Here is a 17,931-nt window from a genome sequence, read left to right as displayed (position 1 = left end):
AGCTTTTTTCCGGATATTATTTAAATTTTATTTCTGTTACCCTTTACGCAAAAGATGAACCACAAAAAATTTGATAGTTTATGAGTTCGTAAATTGAGTGATTATACAGTAATAATGGTGTATGGTTATTTCAATAGCGGCTTATCTTTATGCCTATGCAAAAAATACAAAAACCTGCTGCCGGCGAATACAAGGATTATTCTGCCGCTTACATCTCCAAAGTGCCCGATGATGGTATGGTGCTGCAATACCTGCAAACAGACTTTGAAACTATTCGTACACTGGTAATGGATTTGCCCGAAGAAAAATTGTTAAGTGCTTATGCACCTGGCAAATGGACACTGAAAGAAATATTGGTGCACATGATGGATACAGAGCGCATTTTTGCTTATCGCGCTTTGCGCATTGCACGTAACGATAAAACTGACCTGCCCGGTTTTGAGCAGGATGAGTACACGCCTTACTTGTATGCCAATGAGCGCAGCATAGCAAACATAATGGAAGAGTATGGTTTGCAGCGAAAGTCCACAGTTGCATTATTCAGCAACTTTGATGAAAGTGCTTTTACACGCACAGGCTTTGCAAATGGTGCACCGCTGAGTGTACGCGCGGCTTTATACATTATTGCCGGGCACGAACTGCACCATCTGCAAATTATCAGAGAGAAGTATTTGTAAAATAATGCGTACTTTTTTTGAACGGCAAAAGCAGTAAGAATAGAAGTTGCACAAAGAAGATTTTTTTACTTTTCTACATGCAGCTTAGCGCTTTTATGTCTTCTTGTGGCTCAACTTATATACTCTTGCTAAAGAGCATTTTTCCAAAAGCATTACGTTGCAGATGTACATCAAATGCACTGCAAATATTGCGTATAAAATGCTGACCTGTGGGCAAAACCGCTATGCCGGTTTCGTTGTAAGTAATGAGTTTATCTGCTGCAAACAATGCCAACTGAGGAAAGCTATATTGTTGTAATAAAGGCAAATCACCTTCATTAAACAAAGTTTTGCCTGTGCAACTAATATCTAAAATATACCGTTTAAAACGAAGATCTTCTGCATTTAAAAAGTAGCCCTTTTTAATGGCTAATTGTCCGCTGCTTACCTGCCGGTAGTAATTGTGTAATGTCTTTTCGTTTTGTGCATACGCATTGCCGCTATCGCTGATGGAAGAAACGCCCAAGCCAATGAGCATACCGGCATGTTGTGTAGTATAGCCCATAAAGTTGCGGTGCAATGTACCATTCATGCGTGCATTATACAACTCATCATGTGGCAATGCAAAGTGGTCCATTCCAATGTCAACATACCCATGTTGCATAAGCAGTTCTTTACCTTTTTTATATAACAACAATTTTATTGCTGCCGATGGTAAATCGTTTTCATCAAACAAGCGCTGTGCTTTACTTGTCCATGGTACATGCGCATAGCTGTAAAATGCAATCCTGTCGGGCTTTAATTGTATCGTTTGTAAAATAGTGGTGGTGATGCTCTCTACTGTTTGTAAAGGCAAGCCATAAATCAAATCGTAGTTAACAGAAGTGAAACCAATGGCTCTTGCCAGCTTCGTAGCAAGCTCCACATTCTCTATCGGCTGAATACGATTAATCACCCGTTGTACTTCGGGATTATTGTCCTGTACACCATAGCTGATGCGCCGGAAGCCTAATCTGTATAAGGTTTCCAGGTGTTCTTTCGTAGTGTTATTCGGATGCCCTTCTATGCTAAACTCGTGCTGTGGATGCACGGTTGTATTTTTTAAAATATTTGTAATTAATTGTTCTAAATTTCGTGGAGAAAAGAAAGTGGGTGTACCGCCGCCCAAATGAATTTCGCATATCACAGGTTTCCCGTGCATCAACGCTGTGTACAACTGCCATTCTTTTTCAATAGCTATTAAATATTCTTCTTCTACTGTATGGTTGGTAGTAATCTTTTTGTTGCAGCCGCAATAGGTGCAGAGTGATTCGCAAAAAGGCAGATGAATGTACAGGCTGATGCCTTTGGTGCTATTGTGTATGGCAAATTGTTGTTGTATATTTTGTTGCCAGTCATTTACATCAATCTGTTCATTCCAGTAAGGAACCGTTGGATAGCTGGTGTAGCGTGGCACCGGCAGATTGTATTTTTCTACCAATACATCAACTATTGCAGGACTTTCATTCATAAAGCCAAAAGTAGAATGATGTATGTTTTTAAAACATGATTGTGGTTAGCCGGAAGCCAGATTTCTGTCACACGTGCAATAGTTTGCTAAACCAAATCTTTTTAAGATGGTGCGAACTCCTCCAAAGCCCTTTTGCTCTTGTTTTCGATTTGTATAATATAAACATATTACACACAATAGGAACATAGGGTCTTCACATAGCACTTTCATGTGTTTATTTCTATGTTTCTATCGTGCCTATGTGGTGAAAACTAACATCCTGCAATTATGAAAACTGCCGTTCTTTTTACCTTACTGCTGCATAGCATAAAACCAAAAGCCTTCTTTTTATTAAGAAGGCTTTTATTCTTTTACCATTTATTTCCTTTGTGTCTTTGCACCTTAGGGGCAAACACCTACAACATGTTTTGCGATTGCAGATATTCAGCAATCTGAATGGCATTGGTAGCAGCGCCTTTGCGCAGGTTATCGCTTACAATCCACATGTTTAGTGTATTGGGCTGCGTTTCATCGCGACGCAATCTGCCTACAAATACTTCATCTTTATCGTGCGCCCACATTGGCATCGGGTATTCTGCATTGGCAATATCATCCTGCAGCACTACGCCGGGTGCATTGCTTAATATCTGTCTTACTTCATCCAGGTCAAAGTCGTTTTCAAACTCAATATTTACACTCTCACTATGTCCGCCAACCACCGGAATGCGCACGGTTGTAGCCGTTACTTTAATGCTGTCATCACGCATGATTTTCTTGGTTTCATTTACCATTTTCATCTCTTCTTTGGTATAGCCATTATCCAGGAAAACGTCAATCTGCGGTATTACATTCAGGTCAATCTGATATTTATAAGCCATTTCGCCCTGCTCGCCTTTGCGCTCGTTGAAGAGCTGGTCTACCGCTTTCTTGCCGGTGCCCGTTACGCTCTGGTAAGTGCTTACTACAATGCGCTTAATCTTATATTTTTTGTGCAAAGGATTAATGGCAACTACCATTTGAATAGTAGAGCAATTGGGGTTGGCAATAATTTTATCTTCAGGGGTGAGCGCGTCGGCATTTATTTCGGGCACTACCAACTTTTTGCTGGGGTCCATGCGCCATGCACTGCTGTTGTCTATTACGGTAATACCTGCTTCGGCAAACTTGGGGGCAAGTGCCAGGGAGGTGCTGCCGCCAGCCGAAAAGATAGCCACATTAGGCTTGGCAGTAATGGCATCTTCGGCACTTACTACTTTGTAGCCTTTACCCTTAAATTGTACTTCTTTACCTACCGATCTTTCAGAAGCTACAGGTATCAGCTCGGTTACGGGAAATGCCCTTTCTTCCAGTACCTGCAACATTTTGGTGCCTACCAGCCCGGTGGCGCCTACAACTGCTACTTTCATTGTGTGTTGGTGTTGATTGTTTTTTATTTTTTATAAAAAGAAATACTCGCTTACCTGCAACAACCGTGTATTATTTTATTAACAAAAAAGCCTTCCCTGTGTAAGGAAGGCTTTCAGTTATGTTGTATATACACAAGCGATTGATCCTTCCCTTAGGAGAGAGGTTTCTTAATGCGCTTTGTAGTGTACAGTGCTGTTCTCATTTTTTGCTGCGCAAAGGTAAGGAGGAAAAAGGAATTGTGGAGAAAATAATTTTATTGATTTAAAAAATTCTATACCTAAAGAATACTTCATACCTCCTTAATTACAATGCACAATCCCGTGCTTCACTGCAAATAATACAAGTCCAACGCGGCTTACCACATTGAGCTTTTGAAACAACTGGTCGCGGTAGCCATCGATGGTGCGGGGGCTGAGGTGCATTTGCTGCGCTATCTCTTTATAGGTCATCTCGGTAGCGGCAAGCTTTAAAAATTCTATTTCCTTTTCGTTCAGCCCAAGCATTGCTTTATTGTTGTCGTGCTCATCATCTTCATCATCGCGAATGCAGCGCACGAGCCTGCCCGAAACCAAGTCGGAATAATAGAATCCTTTGGAAATAACCGAACTGATCGCCTGCTTTAGTTCGGAAGGATCGGTATCTTTTAAAATGTATCCTTTAGCACCATTTTTAATCATGCGGATGATAGAGCTTTCATTATCGTACATGCTTAAGGCCAATACATTAATTAAAGGATAATTCTTCTTTAGCCAAAGTGTGGTTTCAAAGCCATCCAGTTCGGGCATGTTGATGTCCATTAAAATCAGATCAGGCTCATTGTTTTTATTCAGTTTTTCTATCAGTTGCCTGCCGTTGCTACACTCATACAATATTGTATAGCCAAGGCTGGTTACCAGTGCGGCAAGACCATTGCGCAGCAATACATGGTCATCTACCAACACAATTTTTGCAGTATTATTCATAAGCATATTTTAAAGGGTGAGTTAACTGTATTTGCATTAATCCATTTTTTCGTTTTGTCAGGTTCAGTTTTCCTTTTATTAGCTGCGCTCTTTCCTCAAGGGTTAAGTCTGTACTATCATTTATTTTATTATTAAACGGAATAGCTCTTCCCTTATAAAGAATTATAAATTGTACTTCCTGCTCTGTATATGCAATCGTCAGGCATACAAATGTTCCTTCCGGTTCTTTAATTAAAGTTAGTATTTCCTGAATCATTTTAAATACCACCAGCTTTAGCTCGGGTTGTATTTCTTTGGGTATTCCTGTTATTTCAATAACCGGGTCGGTATATTGAAAAAGAATTTTTATTGTATCTCTAACTACTTCTACAAATCCTTCTTCGCTTACAATGTCGGCATCGGGATAAAAGCTTTTACACATCACCCTCAGGTCTCTTATGGACTGCCCCACCAGGTGCCCGGGCGATTCGCTGCTTTTTATTATCTCTTTTTTATCAACGTCCAGCATGGCAAGCTGCATCCTCACAAGGCTCAACACCTGACCAATATTTTCATACACTTCCTTTACCGTATTCTTCAAAAAAAAATCCCGGATGTCCAATCGTGCTTTCAATACTTCGTGCCTGAACAACAGTTGCTCCTGTGTCTGTAAATTATTACTCATTATGCAATGTTAACAAATGCCTAAGCCGCAAACACCGTGAAAAACACGGTTTCTTTCCTTGTGTATTTCACAATATCAATGAATAAATAAGCTACTTTTTTATTATACCTGTTTGCCGCTCATCCCCGCCATTAACAAACCTATAGTGGTGAAACATGCAGTGACAACAAGCGTTTTTACGGTAATAATTACAGGCAAATAACGCTTGAAACTGCTTGCTGCATACACCATTTTTACAATGATAATACACTAATAAAAACACATCCTTTAACCATTAAAAACAACAAAAATGAAAAAGATGATTTCAATTCCGCTTCTCGCAATCGCTATTGCTTTTGCAGCAACAGGCTATGCCACCGCACAAACAGGCGACAAAGACATTGCTTTTATTCCGGCAAAAAACCATGCAGCTTATGTTTCTTTTATCACCAAAAGCTACGCTGCCGGGGGTGCCAGAGACACTACAGCTACAACGAATGCCACCAGCAAAACTTCAAAGGCAGAGTTAAAAGCCATAAAAGCAAATAACAAAGCCCTGAGGAGCTTTAAGTCTATTTACAGAAAAAATATGCCGAATGCAGAATGGACTTTTGCGCAGGACGGTATCATTGCTTCCTTCAGCAAAGACGATGTAAAGACTAATGTAGTGTACAAAAAAAATGGAAACTGGCTACATACGCTTACGTACTATCCCGAAAGCAAAACGCCTGCAGATATTATTGCTGTTATGGATGCAGTTTACCCTAAAGACGACGTTAAGCTGACTGTTAAGGTGGAAGAAGGCAACATGCTATTTTACATTGTACAACTGGAAGGTAAAACAACATTTAAAAAAGTATCCGTGTATGATGGTGATGTAAACCTGCTTGAGGAATACACCAAAGCTAATTAGCAATAAACCTTGGCCCTTTTATGAAACAAAAGAGGCTGCCAAAGGGCAGCCTCTTTTGTTTTTAATCTGTGGCAAAAATATGCTTAAAAGCTACAAGCCGTGAGTTGTGAGATTTGAGTTACGGCAAGAAAACATGTATGCTACTGAATTGAAAAAGATACTTAAACCATTTTCAATTCAGTAGCACTTAATGTATTTAGTTCGTAGCTTATTGCTTGCAAGCAATATTATATGTGCTGATGACTATTTTTATTTATCTTCCCAACTTTGAGCATATGTAATAAACGGGCAGTATTAAAATGGAAAGTGGTCTGCTGATTATTATTTCCCTTCTTTTTGCAGTATCCCTGCTATCTATGCTTAGCAACCGGCTGGGTATTGCTTATCCTATATTCCTGGTGATAGCAGGTTTAATCATTGGCATTACGCCAGGTATTCCAAATCTCAATTTGGACCCCGACCTGGTGTTTATCATTTTTCTGCCACCGCTTTTATACTCCGCTGCCTGGAATACTTCGTGGAGGGAGTTTTGGGCTTACCGGCGCTCCATTGCATTGCTGGCAATCGGGCTGGTTTTTTTTACATCGTATGCTATTGCTTATATATCCAATGCGCTTATTACAGATTTTCCGCTGGCGTTGGGTTTTGTATTAGGCGGCATTATTTCGCCGCCCGATGCAGTAGCGGCAACCAGTGTAATCAGCAGGCTAAAAGTTCCGCGTCGGGTAATAGGTATTCTGGAAGGCGAAAGTCTGGTAAATGATGCCTCCAGCCTTACCGTATTCCGTTTTGCGTTGGTAGCTATATCCTCCGGCCATTTTGTGCTGGGTAAGGCTGTATTCACTTTTTTTGTTATAGCCGGCGGTGGCGTTTTCATAGGTCTGGCTATTGCCGCCATTATTTATCTGCTCTTTCGTTATTTGCCTACCGACCCGGCCATAGACACCGGTATTACCTTAATGGCTCCTTACCTGATGTATCTATCGGCCGAACATTTCCATTGTTCCGGCGTACTCGCAGTAGTAAGCGGCGGTTTGTTTCTTAGTTATCACTCCAGCAGCTATTTCAACTACGACTCCAGGCTGCAGGTGCAAAGCGTATGGAACACACTTGTGTTTTTGCTTAATGGTATTGTATTTATACTGATAGGCATGCAACTGCCTTTCATCATCCGCGGGCTCGAAACTTATTCTGTATCGCAGGCTATCGGGTATGCTGTTATTATCTCCTTATCTACAGTAGTTATACGCATAGTATGGGTGTTTCTAGGTTCGTATTTACCCGGGCTATTAAGCGAACGAATAAGAGCTGAAGAAGAAAAACAAAACTGGAAGGAAGTGTTTATTATAGCATGGAGCGGCATGCGCGGCGTGGTATCGCTGGCAGCGGCATTTGCTATACCTCAACTGCTTTTAAACGGGCAACTATTTCCGCATCGCAACCTTATTTTATTCATCACTTTTTCGGTTATTCTTTTTACCCTGGTATTACAGGGTTTGTCTTTGCCCCTGCTTATCAAATGGCTGAAAATAGAAGGAGATGATGTAAGCATGAGTGAGCAAAAACTGCAACTTAACAAGCAGCTTGCCGAGGTGGCAATACATTATTTAAATGATCATTTTGCACGGGAGCTGAACAATAATGAAGATTACAGGAGAATAAGAGATCGCTACGAGCGTATAGCGCAACAGTCAGACCAGTTAATGAGCGACTACCGGCAAAGTAAGCCGGCAAAGCATAGCATTAGAGGAATACGTACGGCCTCGCTCGAACTGATAAAAATACAACGCGCGCAACTGGAAGAAATGTACAGTAAGGATGAATATAAAGAAGAATTGCTTCGTAATAAAGAACATGAGCTGGACCTTGAAGAAGCCCGCCTCAGACGTATAGGCGTATGATAGAAGGCAGGTATGCTCCAAAAACTATTGGGATGCGAACAGGTATAAATAGACCTTTTACATACATGCGCACATTGTAAAATTTGCTGTATCGTTGCCCTGTGCAATAAAAGAAGAAATTTTCTGACTAAGTTTGGCATTTGAAAACAACTAACAAGGCATTTTGTACGATGAGCAAATTCTTTTGGGCATTAGTTTTACTGATAAGCATTAACACCCGGGCGCAAGCACCAGCTACCTATAACAGCGACGATATTTACACGCAACTAAAAAAGCTTAATGTATTGGGCAGCGTACTATACATAGCCGCCCACCCCGATGATGAAAATACAAGGCTGCTGGCTTATTTTTCCAAAGAAAAACAATACCGCACCGGCTACCTGAGCCTCACGCGTGGCGATGGCGGGCAAAACCTCATTGGCGACGAACAAGGCATAGAGTTGGGCATGATACGCACACAGGAATTATTAGCCGCCCGGCGTATAGATGGCGCTGAGCAATTTTTTAGCACCGCAATAGATTTTGGCTTTAGTAAAAATGCTGCAGAAGCATTAAGCTTCTGGAATCACGATAAAATATTGAGCGATGTGGTGTGGGTTATCCGCAAATTCCACCCCGATGTAATTATTACCCGCTTTCCCGGTGATGCGCGCGCCGGCCATGGACACCACTGGGCTTCTGCTTTATTGGCCAATGAAGCGTTTACCGCAGCCGCCGATTCTACAAAATTTACAGACCAGTTTGCCCTTGGTGTAAAGCCCTGGCAGGCAAAGAGAATCTTTTGGAACACGTACAACTTTGGCAGCAACAATACTACCTCCGGCGACCAGTTTACGATGGATATTGGCGGCTTCAATCCTTTACTGGGGAAGAGTTATGGCGAAATTGCCGCCGAAAGTCGCAGTCAGCATAAGAGCCAGGGATTTGGTGCAACCAAGCAGCGCGGGCAATCGCTGGAATACTTTAAACTCACCGGCGGTGCACCCTTCAAAGACGGCCTGATGGATGGTGTAAATACTACCTGGGAGCGTGTGCCCGGTGGTAATACAATTGAAACTACAATCAATGCAATCATCAGTCATTACAACTTTGAGCATCCCGAGTATTCGGTAGATAGCCTGGTAGCATTGCACAAAGCCCTGGCAGCCATGCCGGCAAGCTATTGGGTATATAAAAAAATGGATGAAGTAAGCAATATTATTGTCGCCTGCAGCGGTTTGTTTATAGAAGCAACTACCAATAAACCTTTTGCTGTTATTGGCGATACGTTGCCTATTCAATTTTTTATTGATAAACGAAACAACAATTCTGTTTCGCTCACCAGTATTCAGCTTGATAACTTCGATACTACTATCAGTCGGCCATTAGCTACCAACACCAATGTAAATATTATAAAACAGCTTCCTGTGGCACAGAGCAAGCCACTCTCACAGCCATATTGGCTGGTAAACCCTTCGCAAAAAGGCTATTTTGAAGTAGCCGACCAGCAGTTGATTGGAAAGGCAGAAAATAATGCTGCGTATGAGGTGACGTTTCATTTTTTGGTTAATGGTTATCCATTGCAAATAACAAAGCCGGTGCAGTATAAATTTACCGATGCTATCAAAGGAGAGCAATATGAGCCATTGGTAGTAATTGCACCGTTTTCTGTTGCTGCCACACCAGGTATTGCGCTGCTCAATGTACACCCCGAAAGTGGCAAAGCACCCGATCCATTGCTGAAATTTACTTTTAAATCGTATATCAATGCAGCCACATTGCCGGTTACTATCTCGGCATTGCAGGGCAATAAGGCGGTGTATAAAAAAGATACGGTGGTGAATGCAGAAGTGGGTAAAGAATACAGTTTTTCGGAAAGCCTCAGCAAACTGTACAATAAAACCGGTGATAATATTATAAATACGGTACTGGATGTGAGAATGAAGAACAGCACGGCTCATTATGACAGGTATTTGCGCAGCATTCATTACGACCATATTCCCGATATACATTATACCCTGCACGATAATATTCGCGTGATAACCGAAGATATAAAAACACGTGGTAAGCACATTGGCTATATTGTGGGTGCAGGCGATAAAGTGCCACAGGCGCTGGAGCAAATGGGCTATGATGTAAAACTGTTGGGTGAAAACGACATCACTGCTGCCAACCTTGCGCAGTTTGATGCGGTGATTGCCGGCGTCAGGGCTTATAACCTGCACGAGTGGCTCGTTGCCAAATACGACATATTGATGAGCTACATACAGCAGGGCGGCAATTATATAGTGCAGTATAACCAGCTTGATTTGGTCACCAATACAATTGGTCCATATCCTTTTACCATTGGCCGCACGCGCGTAACAGACGAAAATGCCGAAGTGCATTTTTTATTGCCATCCAGCCCGGTGCTCAACTATCCTAACAAAATAACAGCAAAAGATTTTGAAGGCTGGGTGCAGGAGCGCAGTACCTACCATGCCCAAAATATGGATGCGCATTATACAGCCCCCTTGGGTATGCACGATCCTGATGAAGCCGAAAGTAATGGAGGTCTCATTATTGCGCCTTATGGCAAAGGCAACTTTGTGTATGACGGACTTGTTTTCTTTCGCGAATTGCCGGCAGGCATAGCGGGCGCTTACCGGCTGATAGCTAACCTGATTGCATTACCACAAAATAAATAGATGAGAAAAAGCAGAAGAGAAGTAGGTATTTGGTTTTTGGTAATACTGGGCGTAGCTATTGGTTTTGCATTAAAAAACGTAAAGGCAGGGCTTATCATTGGTTTACTCATTGGCTTGCTGGCCGGCAGCCTGGCCGGTGGAAGAAAGTAATTTTTGAATAAAGATTATACTGATAAAGCCGCTGAAAAGACTGATATTGGAATTGAATGCTGCAATGTATTTTCCTCCCATATCCCAATAAAAAAGCCCTCCCTAAGAATAGGGACGGCCTCTAACGATTGCTTGCCATATAAAAAAATTTATACCCGTTTCCTGCAAGTCGGAAACTAATCTATCAACACAAAACCTATAATAATTTCAAAGACTTATCTTGCCTTTTTAATTGAATCCTTTAACACCTTAAAAGAAGAATCAATTCTTTTTTCGTTTGAGTCAGATTTCATCGTTACCGAATCTCTCACTGCACTTCTTTGTGTATCCATTACCTGCGTTATCGAATCACCTGAAGCTTCTACCGAAGATTGACTGCTGCACGCAGCAAATGTAATAGTAACGATCGCGAATAAAATCCTTTTCAATTGTTAATCTGCTGAACTGTTTTTATAACTCATATATAATACCAAACTTTGAAAAAGGTAACCTGCTTGTATGATTTATCTTTTTTCAGCTAATTATAAGAGGCGGTTATACAATCATGCGCTGCCTGTTTTTGCAAATAAATCTTGCTGTCCGGGCACCTTATCCCATTTTCATGGCATACCAGGCAATGTATTTTGCTAAATGCTCAAAGTTCACAGCTTATGCATGCCCGCCTGGCTGAAAGCGGTATCATTCATTATCCCGGCCTTACTCAACAATGGATTACTTTTGCCGACTGATGAAAATGTAGTAACTATTTGTACTGTTTCATCGCACAAAAAATTTTTTATAAATGAATAATGTACGTGTACGTTTTGCGCCTTCACCTACGGGCGGCTTGCATTTGGGCGGTGTAAGAACGGTGTTGTTTAATTATCTCTTTGCCCATAAGCATGGCGGCACTTTTATACTGCGCGTAGAAGATACCGACCAAAACCGCTATGTGCCCGGCGCTGAAGAATATATTTTCGAAACGCTTGCGTGGTGCGGGTTAGAGCCGGATGAGAGTGTGATTCACGGTGGCAATTTTGCGCCTTACCGGCAAAGCGAACGCAAAGCAATGTATAAACTCTATGCAGAACAACTGGTAAAACATGGGCATGCCTATTATGCCTTTGATACGCCTGAAGAACTGGAAGCGATGCGCAATACTTATAAAACCGAAAATGCTACCGCACAGTACAACAGTGTATTGCGCAGTAAGATGCGCAATTCGCTCACGTTGGGGCCGGATGAAGTAGCTCAATTGCTCAGCGAAGGCGTGCCACATGTAGTACGCATTAAAATGCCCGACGTACCGGAAGATATTACGTTTACCGATATGATTCGTGGCGAAGTGAGTTTTAATACGGCACAGGTGGATGATAAAGTATTATTGAAAGCCGACGGTATGCCCACCTATCATCTGGCGGTGGTAGTAGATGATTTTCTGATGCAGATAACACATGCTTTTCGTGGCGAGGAGTGGTTGCCAAGTGCGCCTGTGCACATACTGCTGTGGCGTTATTTGTTTGGCGAAGACAAAATGCCGCAATGGGCACATTTACCTTTAATACTGAAGCCGGATGGAAAGGGTAAATTAAGCAAGCGCGATGGTGCCCGGTTTGGCTTTCCGGTGTATGCCATGAACTGGACAGACCCGGTTACCGGCGAACTGACGCCCGGCTTTAAAGAAACCGGTTTTTTGCCCGAAGCATTTGTAAACATGCTGGCTTTGCTGGGCTGGAACGATAGCAGTGGCCAGGAAATATTTACACTGGATGAATTGATACAAAAATTTTCTATTGAGCGCGTGCATAAAGGTGGTGCCAAGTTTGATTATGAGAAAGCCAAATGGTTCAACCATGAATGGATAAAAAGACTGCCTGTGTCGCGATACAGGGATAGCGTAAAAGAACTATTTGAAGCGCAGGGTATAACGATTACGGATGAAGCAAAGTTTGATAAAGTATTGGAACTGGTAAAAGACCGCTGCACGCTATTGCCCGATTTTGTAACACAAGCTGCTTTCTTTTTCCGGCAGCCACAAAGTGTGGACGTTGCGGCTATTAAACCTAAGTGGAATGCGCAGAAAAATTTGTTTTTTATAGAGTTGATAAGCGCCTATCAATCGCTCCAAACATGGGAAGCGGAAGCGCTGGAAAAAGTATTTAAAGAAATTGCATCGGTACAAGTGTTGAAGCCCGGCGAATTGATGTTGCCGTTGCGCATTATGCTGGTGGGTGGCAAGTTTGGCCCCGGCGTGTTTGAGATAGCCGCAATGATTGGTAAAGAAGAAATGCTAAAACGGATAAAACACACCTTGCAGCTGCTGGTGTAATGAATGGTGAATGAAATTAGGGAATTACTTACAATAGAACTGAGGAGTAGCATGCCCTTCTTATACACATGAATAATAATTGCTGAAAAATAACGCTGGATGAATGGTTATAGCAGCGCTTTGGTTTAAATGCTGCTATAACCACGCTTGTTGAATTTGATATTGGAAGTATCGGATAATGTTGTTGATATTGGATAAAGTGATATTGGACTCCGATAACACAAAAGTATAACGCAGGTTTTAGTTGCTACTTAAAGAAGGATTAGTTTTACATTTTGATTTCCTTAAAAGAATTGTGAAGTGGCGGATATTATACAACTGTTGCCCGATAACATAGCCAACCAGATAGCTGCCGGCGAAGTAATACAACGCCCGGCAAGTGCTGTAAAGGAATTGCTGGAGAATGCAGTGGATGCAGGCGCAACACAAATTCAACTTATTGTAACGGATGCCGGTAAAAGCCTGGTGCAGGTAATTGACAATGGCAAAGGCATGAGCGAAACGGATGCGCGCATGAGTTTTGAGCGCCATGCAACGAGTAAAATAAGAGCAATAGACGATTTATTCAGAATAGCTACCATGGGTTTCCGTGGCGAAGCGCTGGCTTCTATTGCAGCAGTAGCGCAGGTAGAATTGCGCACACGCAAACCGCAGGAAGAATTGGGCACCTGCATAGATATTGAAAACGGCATTGTAACCAAACAACAGCCGTGCGCCTGCCCTGCGGGCACCAATATCTGCATGAAAAACCTGTTTTTTAATGTGCCTGCTCGCCGTAATTTTTTGAAGAGTAACACAGCGGAGTTGCGGCATATTATGGATGAATTTATCCGTGTAGCAATGGCTTTTCCGCATATATTTTTTTCGCTCACGAGCAATGGTCAGCAAGTGTTTTATTTAGAAGCGGGCAGTCACAAGCAACGCATCCTACAGATATTAGGCGCACAATACAGCACCAAGCTAGTAAGTGTAAAAGAGCAAACCGACTATATGAATATCTATGGTTTTGTAGGCAAGCCCGATGCTGCCCGCAAAACCCGTGGTGACCAATTTTTTTTTGTAAACAACCGTTTTATCCGCAGCGCCTATTTAAATCATGCCGTAAGCAGTGCTTTTGAAGATTTGATTCCGAAGGATTGCTTTCCGTTGTATGTTTTATACATTGATCTTGACCCAGGCCAGATAGATATCAACGTGCATCCTACCAAGCAGGAGATAAAGTTTGAAGATGAAAAAATCGTGTATGCTTTTGTGCAGAGTGCGGTGAAACATGCGCTGGCGCAATTTAGCATTGCACCATCGCTTGATTTCTCACTCAATGCAGACATCCAACAACTGGAAGCTGTAAGTAAGCCATTTACAGAAAATGAGCAGCAAACTGCCTCTTCCTCCAGCCTGTACAAAACCTTTACGCAAAAGCACCAGGCGCATGTAATAGAGCCAAATGAAAAAAGTGAATTGCGGCACTGGAAAGAATTCTTTACCGCTGCAAAAACGGAAGAAATACCGGAACAAAATCAGGTAATTCAACATACTTCATTCGATAAGCAACCTGCACTGCCAAAGCCTGTTTATCAACTCAACAATACCTACATTATTGCTGTTGCTGATAAAGATTTAATACTCGTGCATCAGCAACTGGCACACGAGCGCGTATTGTATGAGCAGCTCAGTACAGCCATTCATGGCAAGCAGGCAGCTACTCAAAAAAGCTTGTTCCCGGTTACGCTGCAGCTCTCGCCGGCAGATGCCATTTTATTGGAAGATTTACTACCTGATTTGCAGGTGATTGGCTACACTATTGAGCCATTTGGCAGAGATAGTTTTGTAGTGCAGGGCACGCCCGCCGATGTGCAGCAGGGTAATGAAAAACAGGTGATTGAATTATTGCTGGAACAATTTAAACATTTTACCAGCGACATAAAGTTTAGCAAGCGCGAAAAACTGGTGCGCTGCATGGCGCGGCAGCAGGCTATTAAAGCTGGTAAAACATTATCGCAACAAGAAATGGAAATGGTGATAGCGCAACTGTTTGCGTGTGAAACGCCCAATCTTACGCCCGGCGGCAATCCTACCTATATTGAACTTAGAGAAGAGTATATAGATAGATTATTTGTGAAGTGATGCAATGCTGCAATTGTAGTATTGATTGTATGGTAGCATTTATATTTGTTCGATATACATGTTATTGCTCCTTTGTTTTGCCTTATTACTGTTAATGAAAATTGTACACTTGCTACAATGCTGACAGGATTTTAAGCCCCGTCAGCCTTATTTTTACAAATCCAAATCCAGCAGGGACAGGCCTGGCTTCAGGTGTATCGTTTGTAAACCAGCTTTTTTTGCGCCTTCTATATTAGGTAGAGTGTCATCTATAAAAAGTGTTTCTTCCGCCTTTAAACCCTGCTCGTTCAGCACATATTGATAGGCCTCCACGTATGGCTTGCGCAAGCCTATTTCGTGCGAGTAATAGGCTTTAATAAAATAATCATCGAAGCTTCGCTTGCCGGTTTGCTGCTGGTATGTTTTAGTAAATGCTTTGTGATGAATAGCATTGGTGTTAGATAGTAAAAATAGCTTGTATTTATTCTTTATTTTATCCAGCCATTGCAGCCGGTCTTCGTAAAAGGAGCCTAATAAAGCATTCCACGATTCTTTTATCTGCTCATCAGCAAGTGTGGTATTGGTATGGCTGCGAAAATTGTTGTAAAAAGTAGCAGCATCTATTTTACCCATCTCCAATGCTTCAAACAAATCATTGGCATGGCTTTGTGTGTAAAACTGATGGAAGTTTTGCACCTGCAGATTGGTAAACGCCTGTTGTGTTTTGGCATAATCAATCTCGATGAACACGCCACCAAGGTCGAAGATAATGTTGCGGATATTTTGCATAAAAGCAAAAATAGCTTGTAGCCGATATTAGCTCTTGGAAAATTGCCGGATTTCTCTATTTTTGCGCTCCCGAATCTTTAAGCAGATTCAGGGCCTATAGCTCAGCTGGTTAGAGCACCTGACTCATAATCAGGGGGTCCCTGGTTCAAGCCCAGGTGGGCCCACTTAATAATCAAGGAGTTACGTTGAAACTGTAACTCCTTGTTCTTTTTAATACATACCAGATACATACAAGAATGCCATTTAAACAAGCTCAATTTTAATTGGTGGAGATAGGGATTATATGAAAAAAGCCATCGAACTGATGGCTAATGATGTTACTAATGATTGTTATCTCTGTAATTGGAACTTATTTGGAACCTTTTGCTTTCCGATTGTATTTCTTCCAAACTACTTCGCTTATTTTGAAGCACCTATTCATCCAGTTCTGTTCTTTTAAAGTAGATCAGTTTGCCTGTGGGTACATAATGCGGTATCAATCGCGCGCTTGTCAGTTTATACATAGATGATGCACTTCTGCCTAAATAAATACATGCTTCTTCAAAGGTTAGTATTTCCTTTTGTAAGATATAGTTCATTTTGGAACTTATTGTTTCCACATTATCCCCATTTTCCACATTATCCCTCCTGTAATTTCCTAATCAATACTTAACTAACTATCTCCCTACTCTTGCGCGTTAATGGAAAACATCTATATGAGTTGATAACTATTCTCCTTGCTTCTTGTGCAATAATCAATTTGCATTTGCTGCCATGACAAATTATGACCTTTACTATTTTACCGCCTTTTAAATATCTGTCATTATAAGGCAAATCATGCTACTGATTTCAGGATTATAGGAAGGAATATACCTGATATACCCGGTTTCGTGCAGCACATGCATGCATTTATTAAATGTTTTCCTAGAGCTGATTTTTGCCAGCTTCATAATGTTATCTCTTTTTATTTCAAAAGGACTGATGCAGTGATTAAGCTGCCATTGATAATATAGTGCAAAGTACAGGCTAATGTGCGTAGCACTGATAATTGCATCCTTCTTAACAGATTCATAAAAAGAATCAATAGGTGTAAGCACTTCATTCCTTTCGCTCGAAATACAATTCATTTTCCTACAATTTCTTTTGAATGCCGATTTCTCGTCCTATCACTTGTACCTTTTGTAACTGCCTTTATTTTCCGTTGCTCCGGTTCTTTTTTACGCAATAAACGGTTATTGGCATGTATACTTCGTTCCGTCCACCGGTTATTTAAGAACCGATATGCTTCGCTTGCAGTAATTCCATCTCCATTGATAATATAAAATCTTTGGCTCAGTTCATACCTGCTTTTTAAGGCAGGCAGTTCGGGAATGATGCCTTGTAAAGTCAAATCGGTCCAGAACTTATATTTCAGCATGTTTGCTAAGCCGGCACCTTCTGCTGTAGAACCTAACACCTCCAGATCTCTCGTAACCGCTTCAACTGCAGCTTCCTGCTTCCAGGTATTCTTATCAGCTATATCAAGCTCGTTTAAAGAATAGTGATCTACAGGCAATTTCCAGTCTATTTCACCCATTCGCTTTTCTAAATCCATTACATCAATCCCGTTAACTATAGAAGACGAAACCGCTACTGCTTTTCTCAAAGTAGTATCATAATAGGAGCAGGTAAGCCTTTTTGACGCAGTATCCTCTTTAAAATAAATCTGATAGTTAACAGTATCCCTTCCAAAGCGCATATGCTCCCCAATGACGAAACTCTTTTGTCCGAGACAGACATTAAAGAATAGTGTTCTGTTGGTAGCGACAGGAAAGCCTAATAAAGAAAGTGCTTCAATCAATGTGGATATTTCGTAGAAGTTGACCAGGTGATTTCGTGGCAAATTGACCACCTGTTTTGCTGGCGAAGTGTTGTATAGTTTGCTGTAAAAGCAGTTGTCAAAAATAATAAGTTTACCGGTTTATA

General features: G+C 41.5%; 15 protein-coding genes and 1 tRNA gene. 8 read left to right on the top strand and 8 right to left on the bottom strand.

The window, feature by feature from the left end:
• The first annotated feature begins 155 nt into the window (after positions 1-155).
• Positions 156-677, top strand: coding sequence for a DinB family protein (locus tag FC093_RS00075; RefSeq protein WP_137259701.1), 522 nt, complete (start codon positions 156-158; stop codon positions 675-677).
• Between the two features lie 115 nt (positions 678-792).
• On the opposite strand, the gene hemN is transcribed toward FC093_RS00075, so the two are convergent.
• The 4 genes from hemN to FC093_RS00055 form a co-directional block, all read right to left on the bottom strand.
• A complete protein-coding gene (gene hemN / locus FC093_RS00070; protein ID WP_137259700.1) occupies positions 793-2,166 on the bottom strand; it encodes an oxygen-independent coproporphyrinogen III oxidase in 1,374 nt (457 codons plus the stop codon).
• Positions 2,167-2,561: 395 nt separating this feature from the next.
• Positions 2,562-3,551: an aspartate-semialdehyde dehydrogenase gene (locus tag FC093_RS00065; protein ID WP_137259699.1), complete on the bottom strand. Its 990-nt coding sequence runs from the start codon at positions 3,549-3,551 to the stop codon at positions 2,562-2,564.
• Positions 3,552-3,851: 300 nt separating this feature from the next.
• The gene (locus FC093_RS00060; RefSeq protein WP_240743134.1) at positions 3,852-4,514 is read right to left on the bottom strand and encodes a response regulator transcription factor; all 663 of its coding nucleotides are present in this window, start codon (positions 4,512-4,514) and stop codon (positions 3,852-3,854) included.
• Positions 4,507-5,178 (bottom strand): sensor histidine kinase, encoded by a 672-nt coding sequence (locus tag FC093_RS00055; protein WP_137259697.1) that lies wholly within the window; start codon positions 5,176-5,178, stop codon positions 4,507-4,509. Before FC093_RS00055 ends, FC093_RS00060 begins: the two co-directional genes overlap by 8 nt.
• A 289-nt stretch (positions 5,179-5,467) precedes the next feature.
• Here FC093_RS00055 and FC093_RS00050 point away from each other — a divergent pair, with 289 nt between their 5' ends.
• The 6 genes from FC093_RS00050 to mutL all read left to right on the top strand — a co-directional run bounded on the left by FC093_RS00050 (position 5,468) and on the right by mutL (position 15,219).
• Positions 5,468-6,070, top strand: coding sequence for a hypothetical protein (locus FC093_RS00050; protein WP_137259696.1), 603 nt, complete (start codon positions 5,468-5,470; stop codon positions 6,068-6,070).
• 299 nt (positions 6,071-6,369) lie between these two features.
• Positions 6,370-7,971 carry a Na+/H+ antiporter gene (locus tag FC093_RS00045; protein ID WP_137259695.1) on the top strand — a complete coding sequence of 534 codons (1,602 nt, stop codon included), beginning with the start codon at positions 6,370-6,372 and terminating at the stop codon, positions 7,969-7,971.
• A 170-nt stretch (positions 7,972-8,141) separates the two neighbouring features.
• A complete protein-coding gene (locus FC093_RS00040) occupies positions 8,142-10,637 on the top strand; it encodes a PIG-L family deacetylase (RefSeq protein WP_137259694.1) in 2,496 nt (831 codons plus the stop codon).
• Positions 10,638-10,787, top strand: coding sequence for a hypothetical protein (locus FC093_RS23615; RefSeq protein ID WP_170970938.1), 150 nt, complete (start codon positions 10,638-10,640; stop codon positions 10,785-10,787). It abuts the gene before it with no gap.
• A 781-nt stretch (positions 10,788-11,568) separates the two neighbouring features.
• On the top strand, positions 11,569-13,095 hold the full coding sequence (gltX, locus tag FC093_RS00035) for a glutamate--tRNA ligase (RefSeq protein ID WP_137259693.1): 1,527 nt from the start codon (positions 11,569-11,571) through the stop codon (positions 13,093-13,095).
• Between the two features lie 300 nt (positions 13,096-13,395).
• The gene (gene mutL, locus FC093_RS00030; RefSeq protein WP_137259692.1) at positions 13,396-15,219 is read left to right on the top strand and encodes a DNA mismatch repair endonuclease MutL; all 1,824 of its coding nucleotides are present in this window, start codon (positions 13,396-13,398) and stop codon (positions 15,217-15,219) included.
• Positions 15,220-15,372: 153 nt separating this feature from the next.
• On the opposite strand, the gene FC093_RS00025 is transcribed toward mutL, so the two are convergent.
• Positions 15,373-15,987 (bottom strand): HAD family hydrolase, encoded by a 615-nt coding sequence (locus tag FC093_RS00025; RefSeq protein ID WP_137259691.1) that lies wholly within the window; start codon positions 15,985-15,987, stop codon positions 15,373-15,375.
• A gap of 90 nt (positions 15,988-16,077) precedes the next feature.
• Between FC093_RS00025 and FC093_RS00020 the strand changes: the two genes are divergently transcribed.
• Positions 16,078-16,151 (top strand) — tRNA-Ile (locus FC093_RS00020).
• Positions 16,152-16,400: 249 nt separating this feature from the next.
• On the opposite strand, the gene FC093_RS00015 is transcribed toward FC093_RS00020, so the two are convergent.
• The 3 genes from FC093_RS00015 to FC093_RS00005 form a co-directional block, all read right to left on the bottom strand.
• Positions 16,401-16,565 carry a helix-turn-helix domain-containing protein gene (locus tag FC093_RS00015; protein ID WP_137259690.1) on the bottom strand — a complete coding sequence of 55 codons (165 nt, stop codon included), beginning with the start codon at positions 16,563-16,565 and terminating at the stop codon, positions 16,401-16,403.
• 210 nt (positions 16,566-16,775) lie between these two features.
• Positions 16,776-17,093, bottom strand: a complete 318-nt coding sequence (locus FC093_RS00010) for a hypothetical protein (protein ID WP_137259689.1) — start codon at positions 17,091-17,093, stop codon at positions 16,776-16,778.
• Entirely contained in the window at positions 17,090-17,848 is a 759-nt protein-coding gene (locus FC093_RS00005; RefSeq protein WP_137259688.1) for a hypothetical protein, read from the bottom strand. Before FC093_RS00005 ends, FC093_RS00010 begins: the two co-directional genes overlap by 4 nt.
• Positions 17,849-17,931 lie beyond the last annotated feature (83 nt).

This window comes from Ilyomonas limi (genome assembly GCF_005233845.1).
GTDB lineage: Bacteria > Bacteroidota > Bacteroidia > Chitinophagales > Chitinophagaceae > Ilyomonas > Ilyomonas limi.
Note: the sequence above shows the minus strand (reverse complement) of the source record. Positions and strands in the feature narration are given on the sequence as shown.

Excerpts from the sequence above, each read along its gene's own strand:
- FC093_RS00075 (WP_137259701.1), top strand. The coding sequence starts at position 156 with ATGCAAAAAATACAAAAACCTGCTGCCGGCGAATACAAGGATTATTCT.
- hemN (WP_137259700.1), bottom strand. The coding sequence starts at position 2,166 with ATGAATGAAAGTCCTGCAATAGTTGATGTATTGGTAGAAAAATACAAT.
- FC093_RS00065 (WP_137259699.1), bottom strand. The coding sequence starts at position 3,551 with ATGAAAGTAGCAGTTGTAGGCGCCACCGGGCTGGTAGGCACCAAAATG.
- FC093_RS00060 (WP_240743134.1), bottom strand. The coding sequence starts at position 4,514 with ATGAATAATACTGCAAAAATTGTGTTGGTAGATGACCATGTATTGCTG.
- FC093_RS00055 (WP_137259697.1), bottom strand. The coding sequence starts at position 5,178 with ATGAGTAATAATTTACAGACACAGGAGCAACTGTTGTTCAGGCACGAA.
- FC093_RS00050 (WP_137259696.1), top strand. The coding sequence starts at position 5,468 with ATGAAAAAGATGATTTCAATTCCGCTTCTCGCAATCGCTATTGCTTTT.
- FC093_RS00045 (WP_137259695.1), top strand. The coding sequence starts at position 6,370 with ATGGAAAGTGGTCTGCTGATTATTATTTCCCTTCTTTTTGCAGTATCC.
- FC093_RS00040 (WP_137259694.1), top strand. The coding sequence starts at position 8,142 with ATGAGCAAATTCTTTTGGGCATTAGTTTTACTGATAAGCATTAACACC.
- FC093_RS23615 (WP_170970938.1), top strand. The coding sequence starts at position 10,638 with ATGAGAAAAAGCAGAAGAGAAGTAGGTATTTGGTTTTTGGTAATACTG.
- gltX (WP_137259693.1), top strand. The coding sequence starts at position 11,569 with ATGAATAATGTACGTGTACGTTTTGCGCCTTCACCTACGGGCGGCTTG.
- FC093_RS00025 (WP_137259691.1), bottom strand. The coding sequence starts at position 15,987 with ATGCAAAATATCCGCAACATTATCTTCGACCTTGGTGGCGTGTTCATC.
- FC093_RS00015 (WP_137259690.1), bottom strand. The coding sequence starts at position 16,565 with ATGAACTATATCTTACAAAAGGAAATACTAACCTTTGAAGAAGCATGT.
- FC093_RS00010 (WP_137259689.1), bottom strand. The coding sequence starts at position 17,093 with ATGAATTGTATTTCGAGCGAAAGGAATGAAGTGCTTACACCTATTGAT.